Raw genomic sequence first — 24,726 nt, 5'->3', positions numbered from 1 at the left:
AAAATGTCGGCGCTTGGTGCTTGCATGCGCAAATTGGTTCACCTGTGCTTCGGCGTCCTGAAAACACAAAAAAAATATCAAGCTGAGTATCAAAATGCTTGACCGGCAAGACGGTATCTACAATAGGCAATTTTTATGGCAGTTTCTTATTCAGGCTTTCCCTAGGCTGATATCAAACTTTGATGTGCGTCAATAATTCTGTGGCACCTCAGCGGCATGATTCCTATTAAATTATTCAAGTCATAGGGAGTGATGCGGCAATGGCACTATTTTTTGAGTGGACTGATGAGTTATCGGTGGGGATTCAGGAAATTGATGAACAGCATAAGGTGCTGATTGATTTACTGAATGAATTACACGATGCAATTCGCCAGCACCATGGTAGCGAGGCTTCTGTCCAGATTTTGGGGCGTTTGGCTGATTACACTCGAACACACTTTACCGTGGAAGAAAGCTTGATGCGGATTTTGGGTTATCCAGATTACGATGCGCATAAGCAACATCACGAAGATTTAATAAATCAAATGAACGAGCTACAACTTCGCCTAAGTGCTGGTGAGGCAGTGACTTTTGAATTGATGCATTTTTTAAGGCACTGGCTCACTAATCATATTATGGAAGGTGATAAACGCTATACCGAGCACTTTTTATCCCGTGGGGCGCAGGCAAAGTGGCATAAAAAAAACTGGTTGGAGCGCTTCTGGGCCTAGTTATTGGCAGGCTTGATGTCAAAAGTGGGGCTTAATGGCTTGTTTTTAAAAGAAAACTAGCACCGCGATAGAGAGGGGTAGTCAAAAGGTGACAATATTGTGTGGTTAAAGTTCCGATTTGTTGAATAAAAAAAGGCCATAAGCTGATCTAGCTGCTGGGCACAGGTGGTTTAAGCCGCTTTGATGACCCATAGCAAAAAAGCTGGGTAGATTTTGTACGGTTCAGCGGCTAGAATGGCCCGCTTTGCTTTATTCACACGGAACCGACCCTATATGTTCATTCCATCCGCGTTTGCTCAAGGCGCCGCACCGGCGGCAGAAATGAGCTTTATGTCTTTCCTTCCTATGATCGTGATTTTTGTTTTGTTCTGGTTCATGTTGATCCGTCCACAACAAAAGCGCGCCAAAGAACAACAAGCTTTGTTGGCTGCTCTTGCTAAGGGCGATGAAGTGGCAACCAGCAGCGGTATTCTGGGCCGAATCATTAAGGTGAACGAGCAGTATGTCACTCTTGAAATGGCCGATGGCGTAGAAATCTTGATCCAACGTGCTGCAGTTGCTGCGCGTTTGGAAAAAGGCACTATTAAAAACAACAAATAAAGCCAATAGGCGGTGACTTTGTTTTTCAAACAAAGCATCGCCTTTGCGCATTCTGGGTCCCGTTATGAATCGCTACCCGATTTGGAAATACCTGTTAATTATCTTGTCCGTTGCTTTGGCAACGCTCTACACCCTGCCTAATTTATTTGGCGAAAGCCCAGCAGTACAAATTGCCAGCGTTCGTGCCACTGTAAAAGTGGATACCGCGCTGCAACATACTGCCGCAGACATTTTAAAAAATGCGGGCATAAAGACTGAAGACGCTTTTTTTGATGGCAACTCAGTTAAGTTTCGCTTTAAAGACACCGAAGTGCAGCTCAAGGCTAAAGAAGCTTTGCAAACTAAGCTGGGCGACGACTACAGCGTGGCCTTAAATCTGCTGTCTGATACGCCTTCTTGGTTAACAAAAATTGGCGCAAAGCCAATGTCCTTGGGCTTGGATCTACGTGGTGGTGTGCACTTCTTGCTTGAAGTGGATATGAAAGCTGCGGTTGATAAGGCGCTAGAGAAAACTGCAGGTGATGTTCGCCGTGAGCTAAAAGACAAGAAAATTCGCTACGGCCGTATTGCCAGCACCAGAGATAGCGTAGAAGTGCAGCTACGGGATGAGGCCACAACGCAAGAAGCCGTTAAAGCTTTGCGTAAAGTCTTGCAGCAGCGCCAAATTGATGTTGTCGACAATAAAATTGTGATTTCATACTCTGCAGCCGCCTTACAGCAGCTGAAGAATGATGCGGTTAAGCAAAACATCACCACTCTGAATAATCGTGTTAATGAGCTGGGTGTTGCCGAGCCGATTATTCAGCAGCAGGGTGAAGGCCGTATCGTAGTGCAATTGCCTGGGGTGCAAGACACTTCAAAAGCCAAGGATATTCTGGGCCGTACTGCCACGCTGGAAGTGCGCATGGTAGAAGACGATCAAGCCAAAATGTCTGAAGCGCTGAATGGCAATGTGCCTGCTGGCTATGAGTTGTTGAATGAGCGTGGCCCAAATGGCCGTGTTAGCCCTATTTTGGTGAAAAAAGATGTTGAGCTCACAGGCGATAATATCAATGACGCGCAAGCGGGCTTTGATGATCAAAACTCAGCAGCGGTTCACTTAAACCTTGATTCAACCGGCGCGGCTATCTTTAAAACGCTCACGAAAGAAAGCATTGGCAAGCGCATGGCCATGGTCTTGGTTGAAAAAGGCAAGGGCGAAGTGGTGACGGCTCCGGTGATTCGTTCCGAAATTGGTGGCGGGCGCGTGCAGATTTCTGGCTCGATGGGCGTGGCTGAAGCGAATGATACGGCGCTGTTATTACGCGCTGGCTCCTTGGCAGCACCCATGAATATCGTGGAAGAGCGCACCATTGGACCAAGCTTGGGTAAAGACAATATCGCCCGTGGCTTCCACTCCACCCTTTACGGTTTCTTGGCGATCTCCGTGTTTATGATGATCTACTACCGTGTATTTGGTGTGGTATCTACTGTTGGTCTTGCCACTAACTTATTATTCTTGCTGGCCTTGCTGTCTTTACTTGGCGTAACGCTGACGCTGCCAGGTATCGCCGCGATTGCATTAGCATTGGGTATGGCGATTGATGCCAACGTGTTGATTAATGAGCGGGTGCGTGAAGAGCTGCGTGCAGGGATGACGCCACAGGCCGCAATTCAAAATGGTTATGGCCATGCTTTTGCCACCATTTTGGATTCCAACGTCACCACCTTGATCGCCGGCCTTGCGCTGCTGATCTTTGGCTCTGGTGCGGTACGTGGTTTTGCTTGGGTGCATTGCATTGGTATTTTAACGTCGATGTACAGCGCGGTTTTTGTTTCTCGCGGCATCATTAACCTCATTTATGGCGGCCGTCGTGTTACGACGCTGTCTGTGTAAGGGTGCATCGCCATGATTGAATTTTTTCATATAAAGCGTGATATCCCATTTATGAGCTATGGCAAGCTCACAACGGCGATTTCGCTGGCTACTTTTGTGTTGGCTGTGGTGTTTTTGGTAATGAAGGGCCTGAATCTTGGCGTTGAATTTACTGGCGGCACGGTGATGGAGCTGCGTTATAGCCAGTCGGTTGATTTAAACAAGATCCGTGAAAAAGTGGATGGTTTAAAGTACGGCGAAGCCCAGGTGCAGTCCTTAGGCACAACCCGCGATGTGATGGTGCGGATTCCTAATATCAAGACTAAAACCAGTGCTCAGTTATCCAATGAAGTGTTGAATTTACTCAAAACAGATCGTAGCGATGTTGAGCTGCGTAAAGTCGAGTTTATCGGCCCATCGGTGGGTAGCGAGCTGGTGACGCACGGCGCAACCGCGATTTTACTGGTTTGCTTGGGGATTATTGCTTACTTGGCGATTCGCTTTGAATGGCGTTTTGCGGTATCGGCGGTGATCGCCAATATGCACGATGTGATCATTATTCTGGGCTTCTTTGCTTTATTTCAGTGGGAATTCACCCTGACTGTGCTGGCAGGTCTTTTGGCGGTGCTGGGTTATTCTGTGAATGAATCGGTGGTGGTGTTTGACCGGATTCGTGAGAATTTCCGCAAGCCAAATCTACGTGGCAAAACGGTGCCTCAGGTGATTGATAACGCGATTACCGCAACGATTAGCCGTACTATCATCACCCACGGCTCCACCGAGTGCATGGTCTTATCCATGTTGATCTTTGGTGGTGCTGCCTTGCATGGTTTTGCGATGGCGCTGACTATTGGTATTGTATTTGGTATCTATTCATCGGTACTGGTGGCATCGCCATTGTTGCTGATGCTAGGCGTAACCCGTGAAAACATGGTTAAGCCGGTTAGAATCAAAGAAGAAGCAGTGGTATAAAGTGAGGGGCGCGGCAGACGCGCCTGAGAATATCCATTGGTGTTGTTTTAACGCCACCCAAAACGCCGGCGATTTGATCGTCGGCGTTTTTATGTTTAAAGAGAGAAAACATGGAATTCAATCCAGTAGATGTTTTTCTGCACCTTGATGTGTATTTGGCCGAGATTATTCGCCAATATGGCAACTGGGTTTATGCCTTGTTGTTTTCGGTGATCTTTGTAGAAACTGGCGTGGTGATCATGCCTTTTTTACCAGGTGATTCGCTCTTGTTTGTAGCGGGGATGCTGGCGGGTGGTGGGCATATGAATTTGTATGTCTTGATGGGGCTGTTATTTACTGCTGCGGTTTTAGGTGACGCGGTTAATTACACTATTGGCCGTTATTTTGGCCATAAGCTGTTTGCTAATAAAGATTCTAAAATATTTCGTCAGGATTATTTGCAAAAAACCCATGCTTTTTATGAAAGGCACGGTGGTAAGACCATTATCCTGGCGCGTTTTGTGCCGATTGTGCGCACCTTTGCCCCTTTTGTGGCCGGTATGGCCGCAATGAGTTACCACCGCTTTTTGATGTTTAATCTGATTGGCGCAGCGGTTTGGGTAGTTTCTCTGCTATCTGCAGGTTATTTCCTAGGTGGCATTCCTTTTATTGCTAAAAACATTGGCTCAATCGCCATTGCTTTAGTCCTCATTCCTGCATTACCGGTAGTGATTGAATTTATTAAAATGAAATTTGCAAAGGCAGAGGCATGAGTCAGGCGTTTCACACTGAAAAAGCCGCCATGCGGGCGGCTTTTGATAAAGCAGCCAGCAGCTATGATGCGGCGGCGGTGTTGCAACGCGAAGTCGCGGATCGCATGTTTGAGCGCTTGGATTACATCAAAGTGAATCCAAGTGTGGTATTGGATGCTGGCTGCGGTACAGGCTACTGCGCTCCACAATTACGTGAGCTGTATAAAGACGCGCAGTTGATCGAGCTAGATTTAGCGCCAGGCATGTTGCAAGTGGCAAGAGCCAAAGAAGGCGGCGGTTTAAAAAAGCTGTGGGCCTCTATACGTGGCCAAGGCGCGGCTTATCTTTGCGCCGATATTGAGTCGCTACCGCTAGCAAATGAATCGGTCGATGTGATTTGGTCTAGCCTAACTTTGCAGTGGTGTAATGAGCCAGATGCGGCGTTTGCAGAATTTACCCGCGTATTAAAGCCTGGCGGTTTATTGATGTTTGCCACCCTTGGCCCAGATACCTTAAAAGAGCTGCGTGCATCGTTTGCGGCGGTGGATCAAGCCCAGCATGTGAATCGCTTTATTGATATGCACGATTTAGGCGATGCCTTGGTGAAAAATGGTTTAAGTACTCCAGTGATGGATATGGAGTACCTCACCATGACTTACGATAGCGCCAAGGCCGTAATGCAAGATCTAAAAGATATTGGTGCACACAATGTGGCTCAAGGCCGCTCGCGTGGTTTATTGGGTAAGAGCGCATGGCAAAAGGTGGTGGCTAAATATGAAACCTTTCGCACTAATGGCGTGCTGCCGTGTACCTATGAGGTGGTCTATGGTCACGCATGGAAGCCTTTAAATAAACCGGCGAGAAAGAGCGCCGATGGCAGCCAGATTATTGAATTTAGGCCAAGATCAGCATGATAGAACCACGCTATTTTATAACCGGCACGGATACCGATGTCGGCAAAACCATTGCCACCGCCCAGCTATTACGCGCCTTTGTGGCGGCAGGGCACACGGCGTTAGGGATGAAGCCCGTAGCGGCGGGCTGCGAGTGGCGCAATGGCCAGCTTTACAATAGCGATGTTGCGGCCCACGCTGCGGCATCTAGCATTCAAGCCCCAGCAGCTTTGGTTTGCCCTTATATGTTTGAAGCGGCGATATCACCGCATTTGGCGGCAAGGGATGAAGGGCAGAGCTTAGATTTAGAGCATATCGTTTCTGCCGCCAATCAATTACAAGCATGGGCTGATGTGGTGTTGGTAGAAGGGGCGGGCGGCTGGTTTGCGCCATTGTCGGATGAACACAATATCGCAGATCTTGCTTTACGCTTACAATCCCCCATTATTTTGGTAGTAGGAATGCGCTTGGGATGTTTAAATCATGCCTTATTAAGTGCGCAGGCTATTACTGATAGTGGCTTAAGGCTAGCGGGCTGGATTGCCAATCAGATTGATCCAGAAATGCAGCGCTATGCAGATAATATCGCTTATTTGCAAGCGCATTTGCCCGCTCCTATGCTCGCTGAAGTTGCCTTTCAGCCGAATGCTCAAGATTTAACTTTGCCTGCAGCTGCAATTACGCTACTTGCTTGTGAAGCGAGTGCAAAGCAAGCTATAAACAATGAATGTTAGGAATATAAAACCGATGTTGAGAGCCTTATTATGCATGCTATGCCTTGTTTTACTCTCTGCTTGCTCAAAGCCTGAGTATCAAGGAAGTGATATTACTGGCGCGGCGCTGGGCGGTGATTTTACTTTAATGGATCACAAAGGTAAGACTCGTACTTTGGCTGATTTCAAAGGTAAGGTCGTGGTGATGTTTTTTGGCTATACTCATTGCCCTGATGTTTGCCCAACGACAATGATTGAATTAAAAAACGCAATGCAGCAATTAGGTAGCAAGGCGGATCAGGTTCAAGTTTTATTTGTTTCTGTTGATCCAGAGAGAGATACTCAACAAATATTAAACCAGTATGTTCCCGTTTTTGATGCACGATTTTTAGGCCTAACAGGTAGCGCTACACAATTAGCCGAAGTAGCAGGGCGTTATAAAATCATTTATCAAAAACAAATGAGCAGCAGTGGGGATTACACGGTTGATCATAGTGCCGGTAGCTATTTGCTAGATAAAAGTGGTAAGCCAAGGGTGATGGTCAGTTATGGGGCTGGGGCAAGTGTCTTTGCACATGATTTAACCCTTTTGCTGAATGAATAATAAATTAAGGCGAGAAATCCGTGGGTGAAAGCGAGCAAGTAAGTCCAATACCAGATGGTGAGGATATTGGGGCATTTCGGATCACCGCGCCGATGGAGATAGGCGCTGTGCTTCGCACACTGGCTCAGCGTGGTGATTTTATTACCATCTATTTAAATGAAGGGCGTGAGCTGCTGCTATCACGGATTTTAGAAGTTGATATCAAAGGTAAAACGTTTATTTTTGATGTGGGTGGCAACGCAGCCAGCAATCAAATGCTACTTAATTCTGCTAGGTCGCTAGTACTGGCTGTACCAGATGGGGTGAAAATTCAATTTGCTGTGGGCATTGTGCGCAATTGCCAGTACCAAGGTGGCCCTGCCTTAACCACGGTTTTTCCAGCGGATTTAATTAAATTGCAGCGGCGCGAATATTATCGATTACCTACGCCGGTGGCGCGGCCTTATCGCTGCCAATTGCCTTTTGCTAATAACACCCACGACTGGTTGAATGTACACGATGTATCTTTAGGTGGTATTGGTGCTTGGGTGCCAAGCGAGCTTAAGCCGCAAATAGAAGTGGGTAAAGTCTATAGCGATATCCCTTTTGATTTTGGCCCTGCTGGCGTGATGAAGCTTAATTTTGAAGTGCGCTCTTTGCGCCACTTAGAGCAGCGCCCTGGGCATTTTGCATGGATGTTGGGTTGCCAATATGTTAATTTACCAAGGCAAATTGAAGCCAATATTCAAAGATTAATGGCGCAGCTTGAAGCAGAAAGAAAAGCATTAACCGGTTAATTTTTGTAGATAGATTTTATGTAAAAAGGGGCGAATTGATCGCCCCTTTTTTTATTTTTTGGCTAAAAACTGCCCAACATCTGGCCATTTTAATTGCAGGCGCAAGTCTTGTTTTAAGCGGTAATTATTTAAACGCCGTGATTCATTTAAAAACGACATTAAACTAGCCGATAACACCGCCGGTGCTTCGGAGCGTTTAATCCGTGGTGGGTGTGGCTGGCGAATAGAATCCGCAACTAAATCAAAATAATCGCCCATTTTATGCGGCTGATCATCCGCCACATTCATCGCCCGCAATGGCTTGCCACGAAACAGCGCCAAGCTAACCGCATGGGCCAAGTCATCCGCATGGATGTGATTAGACCAACTATCCTCAGCATGAATTAATGCGGGGGTGGCTTGCATAATCCGCTCGGTGGGCAAGCGATCCGCAGCATAAATCCCTGGCGCACGTAAAATAGCCAATTTGATTTTTTGTGACCTAGCCCAAGCTTTTAAGCTGCTTTCTGCCGCAACACGGCGAATAGCGCGGGCTGATTGTGCGCGCAGTGGCCGAGTTTCATCCACCCATTCACCCTTGCAATCGCCATAAACGCCGCTGGTGCTGATGTAGGCAAGGTGGCGAGGTGTTAGAATTGCAGACTTATCCACGCCGGTGTAGCGTTCCATCTTGGCGATAAAGCGCTTGCAGCGGAGATCATCCTCGCCATTGGGCGCAGGAGGCGCGCTATAAACCATCCAGCGGGCGAGGCCCGATAAGCGCCGTAGGCTCTGTGGTTGGTCTAGATCGCAGAGCACAGGAATCACCCCAAGGCCGCGTAGCCTGGTAGCCGCCTCAGTATTACGCGCGGTGGCATAGACTTTAAAACGTTGGGTTAACCAAGGCAGGGCGCGGATGAGTACATCCCCGCACCCTATAATAAGTAATCGATTTTTTCGCATAGCGGATCGCAATGAGCAAGCAACTTACTATTTTACCAAGTGGCCAGCAAATAGCCATGAATGAAGATGAAACTATTTTAGATGCCGCAATGCGTGGTGGCTTTAATATGGCTTACGGCTGCAAAAATGGCGCGTGCGGCTCTTGTAAAGGCAAAGTGATTACCGGTGAAGTGACGCATGGCGATCACGCCGAAAGCGCCTTATCGGCCATGGAGCGTGAAAATGGCTACGCGCTATTTTGCTGTGCTACAACGGATGCCGACATCACGATTGAGTGCAAAGAAGTCACCGCCAGCAAAGATATCCAAATCAAAACCCTGCCGTGCCGCGTGCAAAGCATAGATAAAGTCTCACATGATGTAGCCGTATTGTCTTTAAAGCTGCCAAGCAGCGAAAAACTGGCCTTTTTGGCGGGGCAATATATTGATATCCACACCAAAAATGGCAAAAAGCGCTCGTTTTCGATCGCCAATGCGCCGCACGATGCCGAGTATCTGCAATTACATATTCGCCACGTAGCCGGTGGTGAGTTCTCTGATTACGTGTGGAACACCATGAAGGAGCGCGAAATCATGCGCTTTACTGGCCCACTGGGCTCGTTCTTCTTGCGTGAAGACAGCGATAAGCCGATTTTGCTGATCGCCACTGGCACGGGCTTTGCGCCGATTAAAGGGATTTTAGAACACGCTTTTAATAACGGCATTCAGCGCGAGATCGTACTGTATTGGGGCGCGCGTACGCTGGCAGATATTTATATGCCAGAGCTGCCATCGGCATGGCAGCAACAGCACGCCAACTTTACTTTTATCCCCGTTTTGTCTGAGCCAAACGATGCCGACGCATGGAATGGCCGCACTGGGCTAGTGCATGAAGCGGTGTTGGATGACTTTGGCAGCCTAGCCGGCTACCAAGTTTATGCCTGCGGCGCACCGGTGATGGTGGAAGCGGCTTATACGCATTGCGTTTCTCGCGGCTTACCTAGTGATGAATTTTTCTCTGATGCCTTCTTTACTTCCAAGGACTTAGCGAAATAATTGGATTAGGTGCTTGCAAAAATAGGCCTGATCAATTAATCTGCGTGCCTTCGCCGATGTAGCTCAGTTGGTAGAGCACCTGACTTGTAATCAGGGGGTCGCGAGTTCGATTCCTGCCGTCGGCACCAAGTATTTAAAAAGTAAGCTTAGGCGTACTTTGCAGTAGATTTAGTAGTAAGGCTTTATTGCCGATGTAGCTCAGTTGGTAGAGCACCTGACTTGTAATCAGGGGGTCGCGAGTTCGATTCCTGCCGTCGGCACCAGTAATACCGTAGTAAAACCTAAGTTTACTTAGGGGTAATAAAGTTAATGCCGATGTAGCTCAGTTGGTAGAGCACCTGACTTGTAATCAGGGGGTCGCGAGTTCGATTCCTGCCGTCGGCACCAGTAAGATCAAAGGGTTAGCAAGAAATTGCTAACCCTTTGTGCGTTCAAAGCGCTTGATTACCATAATTTTGTGCTCGCTAAAAATTTCGGTTCGGCGGCAATGGCCGTTCTTTCGCTGCTATCCCTATTCTTACCTCAAGGAATAGGCATCATGGCAACAATTCAATATCGTGGCGTTCGCCAATATTAAGCCAGCCTCTGCATCACAGCCTACCCTCGTTGATTTCCAACTTTTGAAGCTCGGGCCGAAGCTGCCCATTGGGCATGGCGTATTAAGCCTGTAATAGTTTGTCCGATTTATGTTAAATAGATGAAATAGTTCACCATTGCACAGGCAGCTTAGGCAAGCGGGGCAGTGCCAATTCTTGTTCTGGTTGGCTTAAAAATTACCGTAATCTGGCAGGTTGTTTTGTGGCTAAAGACGCGCAGTTATTATTTTTTGCCTTGTAAGTTACTGGTTGGTATATATTGTTACTTGTTAGTATATATGGTGTCTTCCATGGCGAAAACAATCTCGATGACTTGCATAGTGACAATAATACATGGCTCACCATAAACGCAATTTTCCGCAAAAGAGCTGTCCTGTTTGTATGCGGCCCTTTGTTTGGCGCAAGAAATGGGAGCAAAACTGGGAAGCAGTCAAATACTGTAGTGTGCGCTGCGCAAAGCGCAAAGGCTCGATATGACCATCTTGCGATTAATTTTGGGTGACCAGCTTAATATCCGTCACAGCTGGTTTAGTGAGGCCGAGCGCGGGCGTACTGATGTGCTGTATGTGCTGATGGAGCTGCGTAGCGAGACCGACTACGCTTGGCATCATGCGCAAAAGGTATTGGGTATTTTTGCTGCGATGCGCGGATTTGCCAAGGCTTTGCAAAACGCAGGTTGCCGCGTGCGGTATATCAAAATTGGCGATGCTGATAATCGCCAAGACTTTATCAGCAACTTACTTGCTTTGATTGAAACCGAGCAAATCACGCAATTAGAGCGCCAACAAGCGGATGAGTATCGGCTAGAAAGCCAACTTTTAGCTGCCGAAGCACGGCTTGGTATTCCCGTCTTTGTGGTGGATAGCGAGCATTTCCTTGCTGATCGGGCTGCCATCAGTGCGCAATTTGCCCAGAAAATCCCCCGTATGGAGTTTTTTTACCGTACTTTGCGCAAGCAATATCAAATTTTGCTGGATGCCGAAGGCCAACCCGTTGGCGGGCAATGGAATTTTGATCAAGACAATCGCAAACGCTGGAACGGCCAACCTGCCGCACCCGCTTGGCCTCAATACGGCACCGATTTAAGCGATTTGTGGCAAGAGATTGCCGCTGCTGGCGTTAAAACCATCGGCCAAGCCCAAGCCCAAGTGTTTCCTTGGCCGCTAACGCGGGCTCAGGCTAAGCACGCACTGGCCACCTTTATCGACAATGCTCTGCCGCACTTTGGCGCTTACCAAGACGCGATGAGCACCGCTTCGCCGACGTTATTTCATGCTGGGCTATCGTTTGCGCTCAATTTAAAGCTGCTGCATCCACTGGAGGTGATCAACGCGGCTTTGGCGGAGTACCAGGCAGGACGTGTTTCGCTCTCAACCGTTGAAGGCTTTGTGCGGCAAATTTTAGGCTGGCGCGAGTTTGTGCGCGGCGTGTATTGGGCGCGGATGCCTAACTATGGGCAGCTTAATGAATTAAATCATCAGCGTCGTTTGCCCAGCTGGTACTGGGATGGCAATACTAAAATGAATTGCGCCAAACACGCCATCGGCCAATCTTTGCAACTGGGCTACGCGCATCACATTCAACGGCTGATGATTACGGGCAATTTTGCTTTGTTGGCTGGGATTGCCCCCGACGACGTGGATGCGTGGTATTTGGGGATTTATGTCGATGCGTTTGAATGGGTCGAAATGCCCAATACGCGTGGCATGAGCCAATACGCCGATGGTGGTCTACTGGGTAGCAAGCCATATGCAGGCTCGGCCAGCTATATTAATAAAATGAGTGACTACTGCAAAAGTTGTTGTTACCAGCCCAAATTACGCCACGGTGAAGGCGCATGCCCATTTAATAGCTTGTATTGGCATTTTCACGCTCGCCACGCTACGCGGCTAGAAAAAAATCCTCGTCTTGGGATGACTTATCAAACGTGGCGCAAAATGCCAGAAGACGAAAAAACGGCGACCTTAGCGCAGGCGGAGCTGTATTTGCAGCGGCTGAATGAATTGTAAACGAGCGATCAATTGTGTTAACCCGTGCATTGCCTTATTTATAAGCTGATGTCAGTCATAGGACTATTCGTCCACGAAAAACACGCAATGTACGAAAAAAATGGATCAAACAGAAATGATCTCCCTCTGTTTTTATGATGTTTAGTCAATAAAATAGTTAAATAACGATTTTATTTTAAATAAAATTATTTAAATCAATCAAAGAATAATGCTCGTAAGGTATTTGCTTGTGTTGTTTGTGGGCGGTATTTTTTGATCTTGCTGTGTAAGGACTACGCTATCAGTGATCAAGGATGGCGAAGATCAGCATCGTCATTCCCACGCAGGCGGGAATCCAGCTAGGCAATGGATCCCCGACAAAACCCTTGGGGATGACGTTTTTTTAGCTTGCTTAAAATTCAATAAAATTTAGCTTGCAGTCCTTAAATAAGTCTAGGTTTTTCGAGGTGCGCTACTCAGGTGGTGGACGGGTTCAAAGCGCTTATTGATCTGGGTTGGCCGCATACGCTGCCCACGCTAAGTAATGAGGATGCCATCGTGGCAAAAAAAACGGCGGTTTATTGGTTTCGCAATGATTTACGCATTAATGACAATCCGGCCTTAGCACAGGCATGCCTGCAGTCGGATCAACTGGCCTTGGTGTACTGCCTTGAGCCGGAAGAACATACGATCTGGGGATTTAATCGTGTAGGCCTCCACCGAAAAAATTTTCTGGCTGATACGCTGCTCGATCTGGCACGGCAATGCCAGCAAAGGGGGAGCCAGTTGCTGATTGTCGAGGGTAAGCCTGCCTTGGCTTTGCCGCGTATTTTGCAACAGCTCCAGTGTCAGACCATTTATTGCGAAGCGATTGCCGCGCCTGAAGAAATGGCGCAGATTGATTCACTGCGTGAGCAAGCCTATGAGGTTGAGGCCATCTGGCAATCGAGTTTGCTTAATCCTAGCGAATTGCCATTTTCTATCGAAGACTTACCCCAAGTCTTCACCGCTTTTCGGCAGCAGATTGAGCAAATGGGCGTGCTTGCTCCAGCACCGATGGGCTGGATTGAAAAACTCCCTGAGTTACCTAAAGCCGCGCTGGCAATCCCACAGGTTGATATAAAAGCCTGGGCAGGCATCGCGCCGATTGATAAGCGTAGTGCGTTTCCCTATGATCAGCCGCAATGGCAAGGCGGTGCAACTATGGCTTTGGCCCATGTGCAGCGGTATTTAGCTTCGGGTTTGGCTGATCAGTATAAGCAAACACGCAACGGCCTGATTGGCTCAGATTATTCGACTAAGTTTTCTCCTTGGTTGACAAGTGGTGCGTTATCAGCAAGGCAAATTGATCAGCAACTAAAAACGCATGAAGCAATGTATGGCGCAAACGAAAGTACGTATTGGATTTGGTTTGAGCTACTTTGGCGGGATTATTTCAGATTTTTGCATCTGCGTTTTGGGGTGCAATTGTATTACGCCAACGGCTTAAAAGACGTTGCAACGATTTCACATCAGCCTGAGCTTTTTTTAAAGTGGTGTCTGGGTAACACGGGACAGCCTTTTATTGATGCTGGTATGCGTGAGTTGGCGGCTACTGGATATCTTTCCAACCGGATGCGGCAAAATGTGGCCAGCTTTCTGATTCATGATTTGCAATGCGATTGGCGTGCTGGCGCGGCTTGGTTTGAGTCGCAGCTGATTGATTATGATGTGTATAGCAATCAAGGTAATTGGCTGTATCTGGCGGGATGCGGCACTGACCCAAGATAAAATCGACGGTTTAATATCGAAAAACAAATTAAAACTTATGATCCTCTGTGCAAATATTTGCATTTATGGTGTAATTAACCGGATGTCAATCAAGCTAACTGATGTTACGTAGTAAGATTAAAACATCCGTCGTCCACTAAAAACACAAAAAGCACGCACAAATATCACATGAGCATTATGCTTTGATTTATTTAAATAATTTCCTGATTATGCCTCTTGCTCAATAACGCTAATGTAAATCGATTTGTTACCGTCGCACTCTGTTTATGCATTTGTAGGGTGGGTAAAAATCGCGAGTAATACTCAATAAATATTAAATTTGAACAAGAGGCATAATCAGGAATGATTTTATTTGGTTTAATTTTCTTTAAAATAAAATAGTTATTTAACTATTTTATTGACTAAAAATAATAAAAAACAGAGGAGGATCATTCCTATTTTATCCATTTTTTCGTGTATTGAGTGTTTTTTTTAACGAAATACCTTTGGGCGTAATATCAGAACCTAAGTTGCTTTGGCTAGCGGCATTGACTCCCTTAATGAGGGGGATGCTTTGCGACTATTGCGGGAATTGCGCGCTGTGAATGTGCGAAAACTTAGGTTCTTTGTGGCTTAATATTTCGCCATTATTGCCGCTGGGGAACTTCAGTCACCGCAGCACCTTTCCACACAACATGCGATCAATCTGCTCTAGGGTGGCGTCTAGTTTGATGGGTTTGGTAAGGTAGGCATCAAAGCCTTTGCGCTTGGCGTGGGTGATTTCGTCGGCCCCTGCATCACCAGAAATGGCTAGCACTGGGATGAGCCGCGTTGTGCTTTGTTTGCGTAACTGCTCCAGCACGGCCGCGCCAGAGGCATCAGGCAGGTGCAGGTCTAGCAAGATTAAATCAGGCTCGGCTGAGAGGGCGAGGGCGAGGCCGGTGGCGGCGTTGCTGGCCTGAATCAATTGATATTGTGGGCGATGATACGCCATGATTTTGGCAAGCAATTGTTGCGATAAAATATCGTCTTCGATATAGAGCAAAACTTTGCTATTGAGCCGGTGTGGGGTAGCAAGGGCGGTGGTGGAGTGCAATACGGCGCAGGGCAGGTCGATCCAGAAACGGCTGCCTTGGCCGATGCTGCTGTCCATATTAACTTCGCCACTCATAAGGTGGGCCAGTTTACGGGTAAAGGCGAGGCCGATGCCTGTGCCTTCAATCTCTATAGAGTGATCACCCACGCGGCTAAAGGGTTGAAACAGTAAGGCTTGATCGCTCTCTGAAATACCATTGCCGGTGTCAGAAACCATGAGCCGCCAATGGGTTTCATCCGCTGCGGTAATGGTGATTTCCACTCGGCCATTGGGGCGGTTGTATTTGATGGCATTAGAGATCAGATTAAGCAGCATTTGCTTTAAGCGCCGTGCATCCACTTGGGCAATAAAACGCCCTGCACTAAGATGCGGCTCGGCTAGCTGCACTTGTTTATCGATGGCTAGCTGGCGGGTTAGCTCAAAACAATCTTGAATAATGGCGGTGAGATCAATGGGCTCGATGCGCAGCTTCATTTTTCCGGCTTCAATGCTGGCTAAATCCAGCACTTCATTGATGAGCTCAAGCAAATGCCAGCCTGCCTTGGTGATATAGTTGCCCAGCTCGTGCGCGGTGGAATCTGGTTCGCTTTCTAGTAGTTGGGCAAAGCCTAAAATGGCATTGAGCGGTGTGCGCAGCTCGTGGCTCATATGCGATAGAAAATCAGATTTAGCGCGGCTGGCAGCTTGAGCCTCGTCGCGGGCAATGCGTAATTGCTCTTCGGTGGATTTAAGTGCGCTGATATCGTGCATGGTAATCAGCCGGCCAATGGCTTGTTGCTTGAGTAGCTGAGGGTGGCTGCTTAGCTCAAAAACGTGGCCATCTTTAAGCCAGCACTCAAGCTGGCCGTTATGATATGGGTCTTGATAGAGCATTTCTAACCAGCGTAAGAAGCGCGCAGGGTCTTGTAATTGGGATGCGATGTGGCTAAAGAGCGTGCTGCTATTGGCATCGGTTTGCCATTGCCAAATGGTATTTACCCGTTGGTTAAAGTTGCAGATTTTTCCGTCTAAATCAGTGACCAAAATGCCATCATGGGTGGATTCTAGCGTGGCGGCCAGTAAGGATGAGCTGCGGGCGGTTTCATCCTCTAGCCGCTTGGCTGTGCCCACATCGTGCACAGAAATCACGCAAAGCGGGCCAGTATCGTCATTAAAACAACGTACGGTTTTTTGTACCGTGATAAAAGAGCCGTTTTCGTGCCGATATTCGCTTTGCACCGCAAGCACCGAGCTGATTGAGTTTTGCCGTACTTCTTCCCAAAAAAACAAATCATGTAAGCCAATCTCAATATCCGCAATGGGCCGCCCCAGTAGGTTGGCCGCGGAATAGCCAAGCAAACGCTCGCATTCCAAATTACTGCTAACGATCAGCCCAGTACTGGGGTTGATAGCCAGCACTGCATAGCCACAGGCATCCAGCAAGGTTTGGGCATCGGCTTTCACTGCTCACTCGCATTAAAGTAATAACTGACGTGCTTGCAGGGGCTAAGATAAACTGCTGCCGCCTTGGGTAGCTGGGCTAGTTTGATCGATTTACTGATATTGAGCTGTGCTTCGTATTCCAGATCAATCAGTACGGTGCCTTGGTCTTGTGCATCGGGGTTGTATACTTGAATCAGTGGTTTTAAAGGCTTGGTGGTGTTCACCGCTATCACCAGTGCATAGCAATTGTTGGAAAGCAGTACCAAAGAGCCTGGTGGATATACGCCCATTCCCCTGATAAGTAAGTTTAATGGCACAGGATCAAAGCTTGCTCTTTGCTGCGTATACATATGTGAAAGCGCTTCGTGAGGCGTTAGCGATTCGGCAGGATTCAGGCGATTGCAGTAATTATCGTAGCAATTAACCAGCGCTAAAATGCGTGCTAGCGGATCAATTTCATCGCGTTTTAAACCCTTAGGGTAGCCTTTGCCATCACACATCTCGTGATGCTGAGCAATGAGGCGCAAGACCGCAGGTGGCAGCCCTGCAGTTTTAGCTGCGTTCACGCTCCAAAGGCTGTGCTGTTGATACACTTTTTCTTCTGCTGCGCTGAGTAGGCCAGATTTCATGGTGATACGGCTGGGAATTTCTACTTTACCAATATCATGAAACAGCGCGGCCAAACCCAGAGTACGAATATCCTGTTTTGCCAGTTGCATATCTCTGGCCAAAATTAAGGATAAAACCGCTACATTCAAAGAATGAAAATACAGCTCCTCGCCTTTGGCTTTGTCATTCATCAGATGAATAATAATGTCGTTATCTACCAGCAGCGTATCCAGCATCTGCCCCACCAGCCTTTCGGCTCCAGCGAGGGTTTCCTTGGGGCGGCTATTGAGTTGCTTATCAATATTACGTACGGCCTGAGCCGTTGCAGCAAAGGCCTTGGCGCATTCACTGCGCAGTGCTTTATTGCGCTCAAACTGCTGCAATTTACTTTGCTTAGCTTCAAGGATAATCATTAAATCTGGATCAGGCTTAGCAGCAGGTGTTTCAGCTACATCCTCTTTGATTGCAATTGGTTGCTGATCGCTTTTGGTGGGCGAGTAACGAATCTGCTGCACCCCTAGCTGCTTTATCATTTCAATTTGTTCGCCTGATTTAATTTTAAAGCTGCCAAAAGTAAACGGATGCTCATCCCACGGCAAATCCAAATGGATATACAAACCCACTTGCAGTTGCTCGGTACGAATAAAATGGGCAAGTTTTTCGATTGGCATGATACGGCGGGCTGAAAATCAGACTTTTAGTATGGCTTTTTTTAGAATAAATGCAGGAAATCTAAGCAGAAGCGTGGAGGTAAATAAGTTTTTGATGTATCAATGACAAGCATCAGAAATAAATAAGAAAGCAAGTGGTGGAATTTTGTAATAAGACGCCAGCCCATCCCGTCGCTGCAGGTTTGCTCTATGGTAGTAAATGCTTAGGGCCGTGGGGCGGTAATATCTTTAGAGAGCCGCTGATTTATGACTCAAAATGCTATGCGTAATCCGTGTAAGCTGAGCCTACTTGAGCGGGCAGCATCCTACATTAAAGGAATGAAGAGGCCCGCTAAATAGATGAATACTTTCTGTGTGTAAATAAATGCTGGTCTAGCAAGCGCTGGCCATCGCTTGAGCACTGCAGCGGGTAGCCAGCTCATGCTCTGCTAGGTTTTCAACGATAAGCTGGCTGTTTTGTAAGGCCTGGATCACGGTGAGATCGGTGTTATCAATCTGCCATTGTTGCCCACGCTCTAGTATGACATCGTGGCCGTCATGGCTCAGCCAGACTTGCCCTGCTGTGCAGTGGACCCAGCAGTTGCCTGCCGGAATAGAAAAAACTTCTGCTGCTTTAAGTTGAGTGCTTTGCATCATAGCCTCCTTGCTAATGCTTGGATTACACCACTACATGGCTGATGCAGCTTTGCGTTTAGTCAGACTCAGAGGCTAATTTAATCGTGCATATTGCATATTTATGCAATGGTAATGGCAGTCATGGCGCGCTCTACATGACCTTTGCTGCGTAGCATCAGTTTGCGAATTCAAAAGCAAGACTCGGAGTGTATTTTGCAAGTGTGTTGTTTAAAGTGTGTCTTATCTTATTTAACTGATGTTACGTAGCAAGATCCAAAAATATGCCGTCCACTAAAAACATAAAAAGCACGAACAGATGCCGCATGAGCTTTTTTTTTGAATGATGTGGATAATTGTTTTTAATATCAAATAGTTATTAATTAACTCATTTACGCAGCAGGATAAAAAAGCAGCGGGAAATTATCTCTGCCTGATTCGTTTTTTTTCGTGCATTGAATGTTTTTCGTGAATAAATAGTCTTTGTGCATAACATCCCATGTTTAAAAATATCGTTTTTTGAGGCTTTCATGTCTAAGCAAAAACAAGCAGCAGAAACGCTAAGTGACCCACGCTGGGCGCAGCTTATTGCGCGCGATGCCCAAGCGGATGGCCGTTTTTATTATGCGGTGCTCACCACGGGGGTGTATTGCCGCCCCTCTTGCGGCGCGCGTTTGCCTAGGCCAGAAAACGTGCGGTTTTTTAGCAGCGGCCAAGACGCAGAGCAAGCGGGGTTTAGGGCTTGCTTGCGCTGCAAGCCTGATCAAGCCAAGGCCGCGCCGCATACTCAGTTGATTGCGCAAGTGTGCAGGCAAATCGAAATAGCAGACACGCCGCCTAGCTTGGCGCAACTGGCGCAATTTGCCCAACTGAGCCCTTCATACTTACAGCGTATTTTTAAAGCAGAAACCGGAGTGAGCCCCAAGGCTTATGCTGCGGCGCATCGCGGCCAAAAAGTGCGTGCACATTTGGCTAGCAGTGCCAGCGTGACCGAGGCGATTTATGCGGCGGGGTATAACTCTAATGGGCGCTTTTATGAAGACGCAAATCAGCTACTTGGCATGACACCTAAAAATTTTCGAGCGGGAGGCAGTAATACGCAGATTCGCTTTGCGGTAGGGGAGTGCTCGCTAGGCGCGATTTTGGTGGCAGCGAGCCAGCACGGCGTGTGCGCTATTTTGATGGGCGACGATCCGCAAGCTTTGCTGCTTGATCTGCAAGCAAGGTTTTTGCAAGCAGAGCTGATCGGTGGCGATGCAGATTTTGAGCGGCTGGTGGCGCAAGTAGTGGGCTTTGTTGAAATGCCGCAGCGGGGGCTAGATCTTCCATTGGATGTGCGGGGTACGGCTTTTCAGCAGCGCGTTTGGCAGGCGCTACAGGATATTCCTGCGGGAGCTACCGCCAGCTATAGCGATATTGCCCAGCGCATCGGCGCGCCCAAATCCGCCCGCGCCGTGGCTGGGGCTTGCGCGGCCAATGCGCTGGCGGTGGCGATTCCTTGCCATCGCGTGGTGCGCAATGATGGTGGCTTATCGGGCTATCGTTGGGGGATAGAGCGTAAGCGCGCTTTGCTGGAGCGAGAGGCGGGGGTAATACGCAGTGATGGATGATTTATTTGCAGAGCTGGATGATGGTGCGCCTCAAGAGCTTGCGGCTGGCGTAGTATTGCTGCGGGGCTTTGTGCGGGAGCAAGCAAGTTTACTGCTGGCCGTGGCGCAGATCACGCAGGCTGCGCCTTTTCGGCAAATGAGCACGCCAGGTGGCTACGTTATGTCGGTGGAGATGAGTAATTGCGGCGCTTTGGGCTGGATTGCTGATCGTCACGGCTATCGCTATGTGGCGCATGATCCGTTAACGGGCGAGCCTTGGCCCGCCATGCCCGAGGCGTTTTTAGCCCTTGCGCGCAGAGCTGGGCTGGAGGCAGGCTTTGCCGATTTTTCACCAGATGTTTGTTTGATTAATCGCTATGTACCAAGCACAAAATTATCTATGCATCAGGATAAAGACGAAGCCGATTTTAGCGCGCCCATTGTGTCGGTTTCCCTTGGTCTACCCGCTGTTTTTGTCTTGGGAGGCTTGCAGCGTAATGACCCTAGCCAAAGAATAGGGCTCAGTCATGGGGATGTGCTGGTTTGGGGCGGCCCTGCGCGTTTGCGTTACCATGGCGTATTAGCCTTGAAGCATGGCAATCATGTGGAGCTGGGAGCCTGCCGTATTAATCTAACCTTTCGCCAAGCGGCTTAGTGATTTTTTGATGACCCAGTTACTTTCTTGTTCTATCCCTCTTTGCACTGCTTTTCGTGCTGGCGATATTCTGGCTTTTCATGGCCGCGATCCGCAGGCGATTTCTGAGCAGATTACCGCCCACATCCTGCAAAAAGGCATAGTTTGGCGGGGGGCCGCGGCCTGTTTGTCTATCTGTTTTCAGCCTGAGCATGCAGAGGTGCAATTACAGATTGATGGGGCGGCAGAGGATGGCGATAGTCAGGCAGCGTTTGAGGCGATGGCGTATCGCATGCTTGGTCTCACCCAAGATATTGAGGCCTTTGAGGCGCAGTATCGGAGTCATGCCTTGCTGGGTGCTTTAATCAGCCAGCAAGCAGGGCTGCGTGTACCACTCACCGCCACGCCTTTTGAGGCCTTAACGTGGGCGATTACTGGCCAGCAGATTAGCGTGGGGGCGGCGGTAGCTATCCGGCGCAGATTGATTTTAGCCGCAGATATACGCCATTCGGGCGGCTTGTTTTGCTCGCCCGAGGCCAGCCAAATTGCTAGTTTAAGTGAGCAAACATTGCGCCAAGCTGGTTTTTCTTTAAGCAAAGCCCAAACTTTGGCGGCGTTGGCCCAAATGGTGGCGCAAAAGCAGTTGCCGCTGGATGCTTGGGTGCAAAAGCTACCCGTGGCAGAGGCCAGAGCTGCACTCGAGGCGATTCGCGGTATTGGGCCATGGACGGTGAACTACACCCTGCTGCGCGGATTTGGCTGGCTAGATGGCTCGCTGCACGGTGATGTTGCGGTGCGCAAAGCATTGCAAATTTTGCTCGGCCAAACAGAAAAAATCAGCGAGAAAGACGCCAAGATTTGGCTGGAGGAGTTCACCCCTTTCCGCGCTTTAGTGGGGGCTCATTTGTGGAGCAGCTTAGCCAAATTGGCATAGCAGACCAACGCTTAAGCGCCTATCACCCCACTGCCTAGGTGATATTCATATGCCCAATTAGCAGCCGCTTGGTTTGGGGCTGCTGCTAAAAAAGCCTACCTGCTCCACTCGCGCTAGCTGCGCCGTTTGGTGCAGTGCAAAACAGCTATCTTCTAAGGCTTGAATCACCAGTAGATCCGCCCCCTGTAGCTGCCATTTTTGCCCACAGCTTAAAATAGTATCTAGGCCATTATGGCTAAGCCAAATCATCCCTGTGGCGCAATGAATCCACGTTTTACTCGCTTGTGCGGAGAAAATTTCGTTCGTTTTAAGTTGATTCACTTTCATCGTGTGCCCTCAGCGATTCATCATAGAGTGACACCACTATACGAGGGTCTAAACCCTGCCGTTAGGCACAAACAGTTTAAAATTTAAGCGTGCATTTCGTTTAAAAACAAAAGTGTAATGGCATGTATATGCCATTGTTGTGCGCCACAAAAAATACAAAACCCATTTTAGCTGTACTGTGAGCCCAATGTAGGAGCGCTGCTTGCTGCGCCTTTTACAATATCGGGCGCAGCAAGCAGCGCCCCTACGGTTTTGTGCCTGTTTTTTTGTGCGGCAGCAAAGTGCTTATTAAACTGATGTTACGCACCAAGGCATTTCGTCCACGAAAAACACTAAATACACGAAAAAAGCTAAGAACACGCACTGGTTTGGCGGATCTTTTTTATTTTAAGTTTTTAATTTTAAAAAAAATATATGCAAATAAAGCGGTAGGCGATACCTATGCTCACCTGTTCGTGATTTATGTGTTTTTCGTGGACGACGCATTTTTTGATCTTGCTGCGTAACTGCAATTATTTAAAAAACTCACTTGGTGCCACGCCAAATTGGCGTTTAAACATGGCGGTGAAGGCGCTGGGGCTGGCGTAGCCGGATTCTAGGGCGATGTCGATCACGCGCTCGCCGCAGGCCAGCCGTTCTAGCGCCGTGAGTAGCCTTGCCTGGCGACGCCATTCGCCAAAAGTCATGCCGGTGCTTTTATTAAAGCGCCTTTGTAGGGTGCGGGCATCCACGTTGATTTTCTGCGCCCAACTTTCGCTGCTACGGTTGTCGTCTGGCGCGGCTAAAAGCTGCTCGCAAATAGAGCGTAAGCCAGCATCGGCAGGCATGGGTAAGACCATGGGCAGGCTGGGGATACTGATGATTTCGTCGAGCAGCAGCCGAATAATCCGCCCTTCGCGGCTGTCTGGCGGATAGGCGCGGTCGAAATGCACGGCGGCTAAGATTAGCTCGCGTAAGAGTGGAGTAATCGCCAGCACACAGCATTGCTGGGGCAGGTTGGGCAGGGCATCGGGACGGATATACACCGAACGCATTTCTACCTGCGCCAGCATATGTACTTCATGCCATACGCCAACGGGCAGCCAGATACCACGGTTGGGCGGCACAATCCACTGGCCATAGGCGGTAATCACCCGCATCACGCCGCTCACAGCGTAGAGCAGCTGAATCACTTCATGCTGATGACGCAGCGTGGTGGAGCCGGATTCGCGGTCGGCAGCTTTGCCAATGAGCAGTGCATCACCCATGACACTTTGTGGGCCAGTGTTTTTATTAATCATGTCGCTTTTACAATGGTTAATGTCTTATCTGCGTAAGACGGACGATAAAAAGAACAATATCATGCTCCTATCGTGATCAACAAGAGATTAAACATGACGACTGCAATGATAGATATCCGGCCAGTCATCGAGGCCACGCGTTATCGGGTGTTGGCGGCGATCAGTAGTGCGCATTTCTTAAACGATATGCTGCAATCGCTGATTCTGGCTTTGTATCCGCTGTTAAAAGGCAGCTATCACCTGAGCTTTACTCAGATTGGTTTGCTGACACTCACTTACCAAATTACCGCGTCTATTTTACAGCCCTTGGTGGGCAGCTTTACCGATAAGCATCCGCAAAAATTCGCCTTAGTCATCGGTATGGGCTTTTCTCTGTGTGGCTTATTAATGCTATCGCAAGCGGCGAGTTTTCACTTACTGCTGCTTGCGGCTGGCTTAACCGGCACAGGATCGGCTATTTTTCATCCAGAATCTTCCCGCGTGGCAAGGCTGGCTTCGGGCGGAAAGCATGGCCTTGCTCAGTCTATTTTTCAGGTGGGCGGCAATGCGGGTAGCGCCTGCGGCCCGCTGTTGGCGGCGCTGATTGTAATTCCGCTTGGGCAGGGCAGCTTGGCTTGGTTTTCGCCAGCGGCTTTACTGGCGATGGCGGTGCTGTGGCAAATTAGTTTATGGAAAAGCCGCCAGCAAAAAAGCGGCGGAGCAAAGGCGGCTATGGCACTACCCCCCTTACCTAGGCGGCAAACGCTGTATGCCTTGGCCGTGCTGATGGCACTGGTTTTTACCAAGTATCTATATATGTCTAGCTTTCATAGTTATTACACATTCTATCTAATTGAACGCTTTGGCCTAGGCGCGCAGGCGGCGCAGCTGATGCTGTTTATCTTTTTACTAGGGGTGGCGTTAGGCACTATTCTGGGCGGGCCGATTGGCGATCGGATCGGCCGCAAGCGGGTTATTTGGTTTTCTATCTTAGGCTCCGCCCCCTTTACCCTAGCGCTGCCCTATGTGGGCTTAAGTGGCACAGTGGCGCTTAGTTTTGTGATTGGCTTGGTGATGTCTTCAGCGTTTTCAGCGATTTTAGTGCTGGCGCAGGAGCTAATGCCAAGCCGGATTGGCATGGTTTCCGGCCTGTTTTTTGGTCTAGCATTTGGTGTGGCGGGGATTGGTGCTGCGCTCATCGGTAGCTTCGCCGATCAATACGGCATTGCCACGGTTTACCATATCACGGCGTTTTTACCGCTTGGGGGCATGATTGCTATTTTGCTGCCAGATTTAAAAAGAGCGTCTTAAGCGGCCACTAAGGGGGCCTCGAAAAACCTAGCTACTAAATAAAACAAGGTGCGTATTAAAAAATCGACGCTGCATATGTCTGATATGTAATGAGATTTT

23 protein-coding genes and 3 tRNA genes are annotated in these 24,726 nt (G+C 48.5%); 20 read left to right on the top strand and 6 right to left on the bottom strand.

Going from position 1 to position 24,726, the window contains the following annotated elements:
* Window positions 1-260: 260 nt before the first annotated feature.
* The 9 genes from R6242_RS17575 to R6242_RS17535 all read left to right on the top strand — a co-directional run bounded on the left by R6242_RS17575 (window position 261) and on the right by R6242_RS17535 (window position 7,854).
* Window positions 261-710 (top strand): bacteriohemerythrin, encoded by a 450-nt coding sequence (locus R6242_RS17575; protein ID WP_318429289.1) that lies wholly within the window; start codon window positions 261-263, stop codon window positions 708-710.
* Window positions 711-944: 234 nt separating this feature from the next.
* A complete protein-coding gene (yajC, locus tag R6242_RS17570) occupies window positions 945-1,310 on the top strand; it encodes a preprotein translocase subunit YajC (RefSeq protein WP_318429286.1) in 366 nt (121 codons plus the stop codon).
* Window positions 1,311-1,374: 64 nt separating this feature from the next.
* Window positions 1,375-3,186: a protein translocase subunit SecD gene (gene secD / locus R6242_RS17565; protein ID WP_318429283.1), complete on the top strand. Its 1,812-nt coding sequence runs from the start codon at window positions 1,375-1,377 to the stop codon at window positions 3,184-3,186.
* A 15-nt stretch (window positions 3,187-3,201) separates the two neighbouring features.
* Entirely contained in the window at window positions 3,202-4,137 is a 936-nt protein-coding gene (gene secF, locus R6242_RS17560) for a protein translocase subunit SecF (protein ID WP_318429292.1), read from the top strand.
* A gap of 110 nt (window positions 4,138-4,247) precedes the next feature.
* The gene (locus tag R6242_RS17555; protein WP_293936044.1) at window positions 4,248-4,889 is read left to right on the top strand and encodes a DedA family protein; all 642 of its coding nucleotides are present in this window, start codon (window positions 4,248-4,250) and stop codon (window positions 4,887-4,889) included.
* Window positions 4,886-5,782: a malonyl-ACP O-methyltransferase BioC gene (gene bioC / locus R6242_RS17550; protein WP_293936045.1), complete on the top strand. Its 897-nt coding sequence runs from the start codon at window positions 4,886-4,888 to the stop codon at window positions 5,780-5,782. The genes R6242_RS17555 and bioC overlap by 4 nt, the downstream gene beginning before the upstream one ends.
* Window positions 5,779-6,495, top strand: a complete 717-nt coding sequence (bioD, locus tag R6242_RS17545; protein ID WP_318429277.1) for a dethiobiotin synthase — start codon at window positions 5,779-5,781, stop codon at window positions 6,493-6,495. Before bioC ends, bioD begins: the two co-directional genes overlap by 4 nt.
* Window positions 6,496-6,508: 13 nt before the next feature.
* Window positions 6,509-7,078 (top strand): SCO family protein, encoded by a 570-nt coding sequence (locus tag R6242_RS17540; protein ID WP_318429275.1) that lies wholly within the window; start codon window positions 6,509-6,511, stop codon window positions 7,076-7,078.
* Between the two features lie 20 nt (window positions 7,079-7,098).
* Window positions 7,099-7,854: a flagellar brake protein gene (locus R6242_RS17535; protein WP_318429273.1), complete on the top strand. Its 756-nt coding sequence runs from the start codon at window positions 7,099-7,101 to the stop codon at window positions 7,852-7,854.
* A 51-nt stretch (window positions 7,855-7,905) separates the two neighbouring features.
* Here the strand turns inward: R6242_RS17535 and R6242_RS17530 are convergent, their stop codons facing one another.
* Window positions 7,906-8,796, bottom strand: a complete 891-nt coding sequence (locus R6242_RS17530; protein WP_318429271.1) for an NAD-dependent epimerase/dehydratase family protein — start codon at window positions 8,794-8,796, stop codon at window positions 7,906-7,908.
* Window positions 8,797-8,807: 11 nt separating this feature from the next.
* Between R6242_RS17530 and R6242_RS17525 the strand changes: the two genes are divergently transcribed.
* The 7 genes from R6242_RS17525 (at window position 8,808) to R6242_RS17495 (ending at window position 14,184) form a co-directional block, all read left to right on the top strand.
* A complete protein-coding gene (locus R6242_RS17525; RefSeq protein ID WP_318429269.1) occupies window positions 8,808-9,830 on the top strand; it encodes a CDP-6-deoxy-delta-3,4-glucoseen reductase in 1,023 nt (340 codons plus the stop codon).
* Between the two features lie 52 nt (window positions 9,831-9,882).
* Window positions 9,883-9,958: transfer RNA gene (locus R6242_RS17520), tRNA-Thr, on the top strand.
* A gap of 59 nt (window positions 9,959-10,017) precedes the next feature.
* Window positions 10,018-10,093 (top strand) — tRNA-Thr (locus R6242_RS17515).
* Between the two features lie 48 nt (window positions 10,094-10,141).
* Window positions 10,142-10,217 (top strand) — tRNA-Thr (locus tag R6242_RS17510).
* Window positions 10,218-10,759: 542 nt separating this feature from the next.
* Window positions 10,760-10,903: a DUF2256 domain-containing protein gene (locus R6242_RS17505; protein WP_318429266.1), complete on the top strand. Its 144-nt coding sequence runs from the start codon at window positions 10,760-10,762 to the stop codon at window positions 10,901-10,903.
* On the top strand, window positions 10,900-12,435 hold the full coding sequence (locus R6242_RS17500) for a cryptochrome/photolyase family protein (RefSeq protein WP_318429263.1): 1,536 nt from the start codon (window positions 10,900-10,902) through the stop codon (window positions 12,433-12,435). Before R6242_RS17505 ends, R6242_RS17500 begins: the two co-directional genes overlap by 4 nt.
* A 537-nt stretch (window positions 12,436-12,972) precedes the next feature.
* A complete protein-coding gene (locus R6242_RS17495) occupies window positions 12,973-14,184 on the top strand; it encodes a DASH family cryptochrome (RefSeq protein ID WP_318429259.1) in 1,212 nt (403 codons plus the stop codon).
* A 649-nt stretch (window positions 14,185-14,833) separates the two neighbouring features.
* On the opposite strand, the gene R6242_RS17490 is transcribed toward R6242_RS17495, so the two are convergent.
* From R6242_RS17490 to R6242_RS17480, 3 genes are all read right to left on the bottom strand, one after another.
* On the bottom strand, window positions 14,834-16,702 hold the full coding sequence (locus R6242_RS17490; protein WP_318429256.1) for an ATP-binding protein: 1,869 nt from the start codon (window positions 16,700-16,702) through the stop codon (window positions 14,834-14,836).
* Window positions 16,699-17,961 (bottom strand): HD-GYP domain-containing protein, encoded by a 1,263-nt coding sequence (locus R6242_RS17485; RefSeq protein WP_318429253.1) that lies wholly within the window; start codon window positions 17,959-17,961, stop codon window positions 16,699-16,701. Before R6242_RS17485 ends, R6242_RS17490 begins: the two co-directional genes overlap by 4 nt.
* A gap of 372 nt (window positions 17,962-18,333) precedes the next feature.
* Window positions 18,334-18,597 (bottom strand): hypothetical protein, encoded by a 264-nt coding sequence (locus R6242_RS17480; RefSeq protein ID WP_293936071.1) that lies wholly within the window; start codon window positions 18,595-18,597, stop codon window positions 18,334-18,336.
* Window positions 18,598-19,103: 506 nt separating this feature from the next.
* Between R6242_RS17480 and ada the strand changes: the two genes are divergently transcribed.
* Genes ada through R6242_RS17465 form a run of 3 tightly spaced genes read left to right on the top strand, consistent with a single transcriptional unit; the run spans window position 19,104 to window position 21,730 of the window.
* Complete coding sequence (gene ada, locus R6242_RS17475) at window positions 19,104-20,183, top strand: bifunctional DNA-binding transcriptional regulator/O6-methylguanine-DNA methyltransferase Ada (RefSeq protein WP_318429250.1); 1,080 nt, start codon at window positions 19,104-19,106, stop codon at window positions 20,181-20,183.
* Window positions 20,176-20,817, top strand: coding sequence for a DNA oxidative demethylase AlkB (gene alkB / locus R6242_RS17470; protein WP_318429248.1), 642 nt, complete (start codon window positions 20,176-20,178; stop codon window positions 20,815-20,817). The genes ada and alkB overlap by 8 nt, the downstream gene beginning before the upstream one ends.
* Before the next feature lie 10 nt (window positions 20,818-20,827).
* Window positions 20,828-21,730, top strand: a complete 903-nt coding sequence (locus R6242_RS17465; protein WP_318429246.1) for a 3-methyladenine DNA glycosylase 2 — start codon at window positions 20,828-20,830, stop codon at window positions 21,728-21,730.
* A 57-nt stretch (window positions 21,731-21,787) separates the two neighbouring features.
* Here the strand turns inward: R6242_RS17465 and R6242_RS17460 are convergent, their stop codons facing one another.
* Both R6242_RS17460 and R6242_RS17455 read right to left on the bottom strand, forming a co-directional pair.
* Window positions 21,788-22,057 carry a hypothetical protein gene (locus R6242_RS17460; protein WP_318429244.1) on the bottom strand — a complete coding sequence of 90 codons (270 nt, stop codon included), beginning with the start codon at window positions 22,055-22,057 and terminating at the stop codon, window positions 21,788-21,790.
* A gap of 512 nt (window positions 22,058-22,569) precedes the next feature.
* Window positions 22,570-23,337: a helix-turn-helix transcriptional regulator gene (locus tag R6242_RS17455; RefSeq protein WP_318429243.1), complete on the bottom strand. Its 768-nt coding sequence runs from the start codon at window positions 23,335-23,337 to the stop codon at window positions 22,570-22,572.
* 93 nt (window positions 23,338-23,430) lie between these two features.
* On the opposite strand from R6242_RS17455, the gene R6242_RS17450 reads away from it, so the two are divergent.
* Window positions 23,431-24,627 carry an MFS transporter gene (locus R6242_RS17450; RefSeq protein ID WP_318429239.1) on the top strand — a complete coding sequence of 399 codons (1,197 nt, stop codon included), beginning with the start codon at window positions 23,431-23,433 and terminating at the stop codon, window positions 24,625-24,627.
* Window positions 24,628-24,726: the final 99 nt, after the last annotated feature.

Source organism: Iodobacter sp. CM08, from assembly GCF_033446605.1.
Taxonomy (GTDB): domain Bacteria; phylum Pseudomonadota; class Gammaproteobacteria; order Burkholderiales; family Chitinibacteraceae; genus Iodobacter.
The sequence above is the reverse complement of the archived record's forward strand: the minus strand, read 5'-3'. Positions and strand labels throughout refer to the sequence as shown.